Source organism: Nostoc flagelliforme FACHB-838 (assembly GCF_014698065.1).
GTDB lineage: Bacteria > Cyanobacteriota > Cyanobacteriia > Cyanobacteriales > Nostocaceae > Nostoc > Nostoc flagelliforme_B.
The window spans coordinates 41888-50496 of record NZ_JACJSI010000049.1 but is presented as its reverse complement, the minus strand read 5'-3'; the positions used below and the strand labels follow the sequence as shown (position 1 = coordinate 50496).

Here is an 8609-nt window from a genome sequence, read left to right as displayed (position 1 = left end):
ACTGTTCATACTCCATGCCAATTAACCGCTTTGTTTCTTTAGGATTCTCCTCAATGTGATTCAGTATGTCACTCATATTTTTATGTCAAAAAGCTTCTCATGATGTTCTTTTACCACAGAATATTACTATTTTGGAGATGTCTACTACACAAGATTGAAGTTCTCGATCGCCCTTGGTTATCACTCCTGAGCATGGTAAGTATGTTTTAGCAGTTTTCCCCATATTGCATTGTAAGGATGTACAACCTGTGCCGGATGCTCGTTTTTAAAGATGGGCTTGCCTTCATTTGCCCACTGAAAAATCCCGCCGCTTAAGTTATGAATGCACTTCACCTCGGCTTTGTCAAGTTGCTGGGCTAATTTTGCGCTCCGGTAGCCAACGGCACAGTACACAACAATTTTTCTATCTTTTGAAATTGCTGCAAGTGCTGCTAAGTCAGGTGTTAGAGGATCTATATGTATTGCTGTTTCGATATGGCTGACTGCATACTCTGTCTGACTTCGTGCATCTAGCAGTAATGGCCGGGGCTTTTCAGAATCGAACAGTAAGTTAGCTAACTCCTGGCTGGTAATTTCCTCAACAGTAGGAAACAGAAATCTGATCAGAAATTTAAGAAGGTTAAAGGTAAGTGATTGCACTTGTAAAGATACTCTCTTGTTGGCAATTTGTCTGATGTTTGGGGAATATCCTGAAAACGTCACTTATTTTTCCTGAAACGTCCAGACTCCTTCATCCCAATCTGATTCTGTTGGAGGTGATTGTAACCAATGCTGACAACGCAACAGATGTAACATAGCAGCTTTATCATGGCTATCTGCTGCCAAAACTTTGGCAAACTCGGCTCTAGCAAGAGAAAACTGCCGCTTCAGGTAATACTCGCGCCCTTTATGATAATGCTCAATTACTTGCAGTTTTTCGCTTTCAATCGCATTGGAACGCAAACCCAGTAATTCATATATAGCTACTGGTTCGTTTCTACCCTTGACACGAATGTAATCTAGTTCCCTAGCCCAAATATGATCTTGGCATGGTTTAAAAGTGTTATGGCTAATAATAATATCGCAACCATACTGTTTACTGACACTTTCTAATCGAGAGCCAAGATTAACGCCATCGCCAATGGCGGTAAATTCCATGCGCTTACTAGAGCCAATATTCCCACTAATCACGGTATCTGAGTTGATGCCAATGCCAATTTTAATTTTGGGTTTATCATCTGTATAACGACGTTGATTAAATTCGTGCAGGCGATCGCGCATTTCTAAAGATGTCTGCACTGCCATCCAAGCGTGTTCTTGCAATGGTAGAGGAGAACCAAAGACAGCCATGATCGCATCGCCGATGTATTTGTCAAGGGTGCCTTTATGTTTAAAAACTGCCTCTACCATTGATTCAAAATATTCATTGAGCATACTCACCACTTCTTCTGCTTGCAAGTTTTCTGTCAAAGTGGTGTAGCCACGAATATCGGAAAATAATATCGAAACTTCTTTGCGATCGCCTCCTAGTTTTGCATCATCTAATTTCAGCAATTCTTCGGCTAATTCCTGGGTCATGTAGCGGTACATGGTACTCTTGAGCCGCTTTTCATCACTGATATCTTCCATGACTACCAGCGCCCCCCGGACTTGTTCTTGGTCGCTAGCATCAGCTATTGTGTTAATCGATAAATTAATGCTGTGCTGTTCTGTACCAGTAGTTAGGAGTGTGCGATCGGGGTAATATTGCTGGCGGCCTTTTAAGTCAACTGCATGTAAAGCATCCTGATACCACTTGCTAAAGTCACCTTCTTTGATGCCAATGACATCATTAACTAATTTACCTTCTAAACGGTCATCTACTCCCAGTCCTAGCAAACGTTGGGCGCTTTCATTAGCGGCGATAATTAATCCAGTTTTATCAGTGGAAACCACTCCATTGGAAAGACTACGCAGAATATCTCGTTGCATTTGTTCTTGTTGCTTGACTGTGGCAAACAACTGGGCATTTTGCAGCGCTACTCCCGCTTGAATATTAAAAGCTTCCATAAACTCTTCATCGTTACGGTCAAAGCTAGCTTGGAAGCAGTCGGGAGCTTTCGGCCAAGCAGCTGGGTTATAAGCCGGAAAATCACCAGTTTTCTTTTTATTTACGAGTTGGGTAACGCCAATCAGTTGTTGATCGGCGTTAAAAACTGGCATACAAAGTAAGCTACAGGTGCGATAGCCATTTTGCTGGTCAAGTTGTTTGGCGGTATCCGAGTCAGGATCGTCGTACAAATCAAAGGCAATATTCAGTTTTTTGCCAGAAGCCGCTACTATCCCAGCAAAGCCTTTACCTACAGGGACTCGCAATTCTTTAGTTGAACCATCATCCTGAGTGATTTTTGTCCATAACTCATGGCGATCGCGGTCTATTAACCATAGTGTACTGCGATCGGCATTCATCAATTCTTTGGCTTCATCCATCACCCGTTTCAGGGTGTCTTCTAAGTCGAGACTGCTTTGAGAGAGGGACTTGATCGCCTTCATCAGCGCCGCTACTGCTCTTTGTTTTTGGGTGGCTACATAAAAAGAGCGCGAGGACTCTAAAATCAAGCGAATCGAAGGGGCAAATTCTTGAAATAATTGTTCGTCAGCGCAGATAAAACCTTTAGTATCAATGCGCTCTGCAAGTGGAGCATTCTGATTATTCCCAGATTTTAATTTATTCAGTAATTGTACTACTGCAACTAATTGCCCATGTTCATTTAACAACGGCAAAGCCAGCATGGTGTAGGTGCGGTAGCCAGTTCTTTTTTCTTGCTCTTGGGCAAAATGCGATCGCGGATCGTTATAAAAATCAAAGGGAATATTGATAACTTCCTTGAAGGTGGCGACTTCCCCAGCAATGCCTTTATTGGCCGGGATACGAATTTCTAAAGAGCGACCGCCCTCTCCCTCAGCCAGAATCGACCAGAGTTCTTGTTTTTCTTCATCCAATAAAAATATCGTTGTCCGGTCTGCCCCCAGTAATTCTCCGGTTTTTAAGGTAATTGAATGCAACATTTCTTGCAGAAGAGTTTCAAACCCCTGAGAATCAAGCATTGACAGGGTTTGATGGACAATCTGTAATTTTTGCTCGACATCCTGAACGACTTGTTTAAAAGTATCTTGAGTCAGGGGAGCAAGAAACGTAGAAAAATTTCCTTGTCTTGTGGCAAGGGCACCCACAGGAGCAGAATTTGCTGGTAATTCGCGGTTTTCTTGGTTGTGAACGCCAATAATCAAATCGGCGGTCTCCCCACAACTTGCTTGATACGCTGACATAAGTGGTATTTTATATAACAGGATGAGATTTTAGATTTAACAATTAAATTTATGTAAGTGGTGTCAAAAGCAACAACAGATTGACATTATCCATAGTTTAATCGCTTGTTCAGCCAGCGTCATCCTACAAATCAGGGCGGAAGTTGATTCCCACCAAGTATGTCTTGACCAGAACCCCTTTGTACTGGCAGATACAGATGATTAATAGAGGGTCAGACCCCTCATTTAAACGATAAAACGATGTTTTCCGCAGCTGGCAGGGGAGGAGGAAGAATTAATTATTACTAAACTAAATAGCTCTCAATACGCTTGGGTTAAGGCTCAAACTCTTTGCCAAAGCCAATTTTTTTACGAACCACAGAGACGCAGAGAAGCCAGTGCGTTGGGCGGGTTCCCCGACTTGAAGCAACTGGCGCGGCACTGAGAGAATAAAGAAATGCTTAACTGAACTGTATTAAAATAGCTCTTTTTCCCCCTGCTCCCCTTGCCTTAACCAAGAAATTCTTAACCGAACGGTATTGAGGCTGGAGCCGCTTACTAGAAACTTTTCATTAATGATGCGATCGCTTTCACCAATTCTTCTGGATCTACAGGTTTGGAAATATGCTGTTTAAATCCGGCAGCGATGGCTTGTTGATGATCTATCTCAGCAGCATAAGCAGTTATAGCGATCACGGGAATTGTCCCACCTTGCTCTGGTTTGAGACTCCTAATCTGTCGCATCAGCATATAGCCATCCATTTCTGGCATCCCAATATCGCTGATAATCAGATTTGGCTGGGATTGACTCAGTGCAGTTAATGCTTCACTAGCTGAGGCGACAACGGTGACAGTTGCACCATACTGCTCTAGCATAAAGGGCAAAAACTCTCGCATATCTGCATCATCATCTACCACGAGAAGCTCTAAGCCAGCCAGGGGCGAGGACTGAGCCGCCACGAGTAAGGAGTTATCTTTTGTATCCTTGATTCCTTTGCTTTCATTCTGTAAACAGGGAAATCTGACGGTGAAAGTTGCTCCCTTACCTTCGCCCAGACTTTCTGCTTGAACAGTCCCCCCGTGAAGTTCTGTGAGATGGCGGACGATCGCTAATCCTAAACCTAAACCGCCAAATTTTCGAGTTGTGGCACCATCTGCTTGACGGAAATAATCAAAGACATAAGGTAAAAACTCAGGTGCAATCCCCTTTCCTGTGTCACTAATGCAGATTTGTATCTGTGAACCAACTTGCTCTAATTTAATTTTTACCTCTCCTCCAGCGGGAGTAAACTTAATAGCATTAGAAAGAATATTCCAAAAGACTTGTTGCAATTGATTGGCATCGCCTAAAACTTGCCCGACACCAGATTCAGACAATTTTTGAATCTGGATAGATTTAGCCTCCGCCGATAAACGCACTGTTTCAATGGCAGCTTCGATGACTGATACCAAATTAATCCGGCCGAAGTTGAGGCTAAGTTTACCCTGAAGGATGCGGGAGACATCCAGCAAATCTTCAATCAATTGGGTTTGTAACTTGGCATTGCGCTCAATGGTTTCTAAGGCGCGATCGCTTGTTACTTGATCGAGTTTGCGACTCCGCATCAGTTTTGCCCAACCCAGAATCGGATTGAGCGGTGTTCGCAATTCATGGGATAACACAGCTAAAAATTCATCTTTGACGCGGTTTGCGGCTTCCGCAGTGCTTCGTGCCGTTCGTTCGGCTTCATAAAGATGAGCGCGAGCGATCGCTTGGGCGCATTGTTGAGCAACAGCTAAGATAAATGCTTGATCTTCTGCACTAAGTTGTTGAGGCTGGGCAAATCCTAAAGATATACCGCCAACTGCCCAACCTTCTACCATCAATGGAATAGAAATCCAAGCTTCAAAGTCATATTGGGCATAAATTTCTGCTAAATGCGGGTAACGAGCTATCCGATTTTCTGTTGATTCAGCCCAAATAGGTTCCCCAGTTCGCACAGCTTCTGCTAAAGGAGAGGGTGAATCGATGGCAAAATACCGCCAAGCATCTACCAAATCCTGCTTATAGCCAACTGCCCGCACAATTTCCAGTTCAATTTTAGTTTCATTCAGCAAGGCGACGAGGGCAGAACTGGCTCCCAAGGCAGCCATGCTCTGCTCTACAATTACTTCAGATACTTGGGCTGGTGTCAGGGATTCTGAAAGGGCAGCTGTGATCGACTGGAGACGGGCAATGCGCTCTAATGCTCTTTCTGCTGTTTTTTGTGCTTGCTGCGCTTCTTGGTAAAGGCGAGCATTATCGATAGCGATCGCAGCTCGATGGGCAACATCTTCCGCTAATGACAAGTCAGCCGTGCTATAACGACGCTCTGATTCAGCAGTAATAAATGAAATAGTACCTAAAATCCGTCCCCGTGCAATCAAGGGCGAGATTATACAGGACTTTAAACCCAGTTCCCGCAGAATTCTTAGATATTCTGCATCGGGGATTGCTGCTGCTAATGTTGCATCTGAAATTTCAGCGATCATTTCTGCAAGCCCTGTACGCAGCACTTTAGCCACACCTTCAGGTGCATCCAAATTTCTCGGATAGCGCTGATGAAGTTCCCAGCCGAGTTTCACTTTTTCTGGATCTCGGTGAGTAACTGCTACCCGATGAATTGATTGGTTGTTTTGCAGCAAGTCAACGGCGCACCAATCAGCGAAGTAAGGCACAACTAAATTGGCCACACTTGCTAGTGTGCTTTCGTAATCAAGGGAAGAAGCGAGAGTTGCACTGACTTGAGCCAAAAATGTTGCCCGTTGTTGATCAGCTTCTGCTTCCAGACGGGCGGTTTGCTCTTCAATCAGTTGGATACGTTCGGCATCAGATTGTTTGCGATCTGTAATATCAAGCACAACGCCAGTCATGTGTGTGGCTTTACCTGCTTCGTTGAAAAAGGCTTTTCCCCGACAGGCTGCGTAGCGGATACTGCCATCATCTTGAATAATTCGATATTCCAAATCATGCTCCACGCCTTCGTTAATTGATCGATTCAACGATTGAGCCAGCAATCCTCGATCATCTGAATGCAGGCGAGCAAAAATTGCTTCGGCAGTACCAGCAAAGGTTTCAGGTGTTAACCCAAATAGTTGATAAATCTGCTCATCCCAGTCAAAGCGATCGTTGACAATATCCCAGATCCAAACACCGATTTTGGCAGATTTTAACGCCAGATTTAGTTGCTCTTGGCTATCTTCTAGACTTTGATAAAGAAGAGCATTTTCTAGAGAAATAGCAATTTGAACTGTCAATATTTCTAGAACGGAAAGCTTTTCTTGTGTAAAGGCGCTAGAGATGAGATTGTTTTCTAAATATAAAATACCAAGTAATTGCGACTGATGGGTTATCGGCAAACAAAGTACAGATTTAGGTTGCTTTTGAATTATATACTCGTCTTTTGAAAATAGATTTTGCTCAGTAGCATTCTGCAAAATCACCGTTTCTTGAGTTCGCTGAACATAATTCAATATTGATTGCGGAATAGCCTGTGAAATTTCATACTTTAATACAGGACGAGAAACATTAAGCCTTTCTGCTTGGGGATTAACCTTCGCTTCTACCTCGATTACTAGATTTTGCTCGTGTTCCAGCAACAAATAACCAATCTCTGCTCCTGCTTGCTCAATCACGATTTGCATTAATGTCTTCAGCAACCGCGAAAAAACAATTTCACTAGATATGCTTTGAGATGCTTTAACTACTGACAAAAAATCTAAATGTTCGCCTGTGGTGAAAAACGTTCCGTTAGAGACAAGCTGTTGTGGTAATAGCTGAGGATAGCATTCTTCAAGGTGGTTGACTTTAGCAGATGCCTGCCAGCGTACATAAGCGTTTTTCGCTTCTTGCAAGTAGGTTTTGGCAATTAATTCAAAGTCTCGTTCTAAGTAAAACTTAGCCCCTAGTTCATGAGCTAAAGCTTCATATTGCACAAATCCCTGCTCACGGGCTGAAGCAATTGATTGCTCATACAGACGCATTGCTTCTAAATCCCCACCTTCAATTCGAGCTATTTCAGCAGCTACTAATTGAGATTTGTGTAAAAAGTTTGCAGGGCAGTGATTAGCCCAGTATTGCAATTGCTGCTGATGGGCTTTTAGGGTTTCTAAAAAATGTTTTTGCTCTTGAGCAGATCCTGTTGAATAAAGAGCCGTGATAGTCAGTGAGTAATATAAAACATAATCTGTTTCAATTGGTAATGCCAGCGTTGTAACTGGCAAATTAGATAATATTAAAGCAGAATTAAGCGCATCTGTATACCGCCCATAAGTAAAAAAGATAATTAATTTGATAATGTGATAAAAAATAATTCCACTGACAAAACCTGCATCTGTAATTACAGATAAAGCGGATGATTCATCAAAATCATCATCACTTAAAGTCAGATTTTGGTGAGTGAGTCCGCGCAGATTCATCAGTAGCATCTGCTGTAATCTGATTGTCTGATAGACAGCCTCATGTTTCGACTGGCGGGCAAATGCGGTGTATTTTTCTAGAGATTTATATGTATCTGTCAGTGGAAATCCTAACTGGATAATTTGCCACGAGCTTTGATAGTCGTTATAGTTCGCCATTGTTACATCACCTGCTTCCACACAGCCGATAAATCCCCGCTCTAAAAAGGGAATATCGGTAGCAATATGGTTACGCCAAACGTTAATATGACTTCCATGAATGTGCAAAACAACCCCTCTAAGTTTGAAATCATTTAACTTTTCATTGAATTGAATAGTCATCTCAGAAAAGGCGTAACCTGTAGGTATATCATGAAAGATAGAAACTAACAGCATAGCGTACATACTGTAAGCAAAACATGAATCTTCCGTATTACCAAACTTGAGTGAGTCTGCTGGTGATTTCAATGGCAATCTTCAGAAACGGAATAGGCTGTTGAAATTGGTCTAAGAACTGGTCGAGCGATCGCGCCTGAAAATCCTCCATAATTAAATAAGGGATTCCTTGATGCATCTCTAAGGCATAGACAATGAGGGCTGCTGCGGTATTTAACCTTTGAGCGATCGCATACTCATGTTTGAGTTGTTCAATATTATTGGGTGTACACTGTTCTTTCCGTAGCGCTTTGATAATTACCGGACACTCATCTTTAACCTTGATTCCACAGTATATGACTGCTTTTACCCCTGCTTTTAACAAAGTGACAGTTTGAAATCCGGGTAATGCAATCATCATGCCAAATACTCCAGCCGTGCTTCTTCAGATATAATCCGAGCTTAATTGTATTTTAGATACATTTCCTTGGGCAGATGAAATTTAGATAATATCAGGCTCAGATAATTAGTTCTCCTGACTCAAAAACAAA

The 8609-nt window shown here is 42.5% G+C and carries 3 protein-coding genes and 1 pseudogene; all 4 read right to left on the bottom strand.

Annotation, left to right across the window (positions count from 1 at the left end):
- Positions 1-180: 180 nt before the first annotated feature.
- Positions 181-702: a rhodanese-like domain-containing protein gene (locus tag H6G97_RS21900; protein WP_338421816.1), complete on the bottom strand. Its 522-nt coding sequence runs from the start codon at positions 700-702 to the stop codon at positions 181-183.
- The gene (locus H6G97_RS21895) at positions 703-3288 is read right to left on the bottom strand and encodes a GAF domain-containing protein (protein WP_190942783.1); all 2586 of its coding nucleotides are present in this window, start codon (positions 3286-3288) and stop codon (positions 703-705) included.
- Positions 3289-3825: 537 nt separating this feature from the next.
- Positions 3826-8151, bottom strand: a pseudogene (locus H6G97_RS21890) (GAF domain-containing protein); the annotation flags it as partial.
- Positions 8117-8476: a protein kinase gene (locus H6G97_RS21885; RefSeq protein ID WP_479684970.1), complete on the bottom strand. Its 360-nt coding sequence runs from the start codon at positions 8474-8476 to the stop codon at positions 8117-8119. The gene H6G97_RS21885 and the pseudogene H6G97_RS21890, both read right to left, overlap by 35 nt.
- Positions 8477-8609 lie beyond the last annotated feature (133 nt).

Bases quoted from the DNA above. Each gene is read 5' to 3' on its own strand.
- H6G97_RS21895 (WP_190942783.1), bottom strand. From the start codon at position 3,288: ATGTCAGCGTATCAAGCAAGTTGTGGGGAGACCGCCGATTTGATTATT.
- H6G97_RS21885 (WP_479684970.1), bottom strand. From the start codon at position 8,476: ATGATTGCATTACCCGGATTTCAAACTGTCACTTTGTTAAAAGCAGGG.